Here is a 275-nt window from a genome sequence, read left to right as displayed (position 1 = left end):
AACTCAGAGTAAAAGCCCCGTAATTTATTTGTGGTGATACGGAACTTGAAATTTAGGAAATTCTTAATAGTTTATTGAGAAAAAGTTTATGAATTGCGATTTACTTTTGGTATACTATAGTTGTAAAAAATTTTTTGTAGGAGTGTCGTAATGCAGGAAAAAATATTAATTGTAGACGATGAACCGGAAATTACAGATTTGATAGCACTTTACCTTGAAAACGAGGATTTTGCTGTATTTAAGTGCTATAACGCCTTTGATGCGCTGAACTGCAT

General features: G+C 32.0%; 1 pseudogene. It reads left to right on the top strand.

Annotation, left to right across the window (positions count from 1 at the left end):
* Positions 1 to 150 precede the first annotated feature (150 nt).
* A pseudogene (locus D1841_RS19460) lies at positions 151 to 275 on the top strand (response regulator transcription factor); the annotation flags it as partial.

This window comes from Neglectibacter sp. X4, from assembly GCF_009917365.1.
GTDB lineage: Bacteria > Bacillota > Clostridia > Oscillospirales > Acutalibacteraceae > Acutalibacter.
This window is presented reverse-complemented; position numbering and strand designations above follow the sequence as displayed.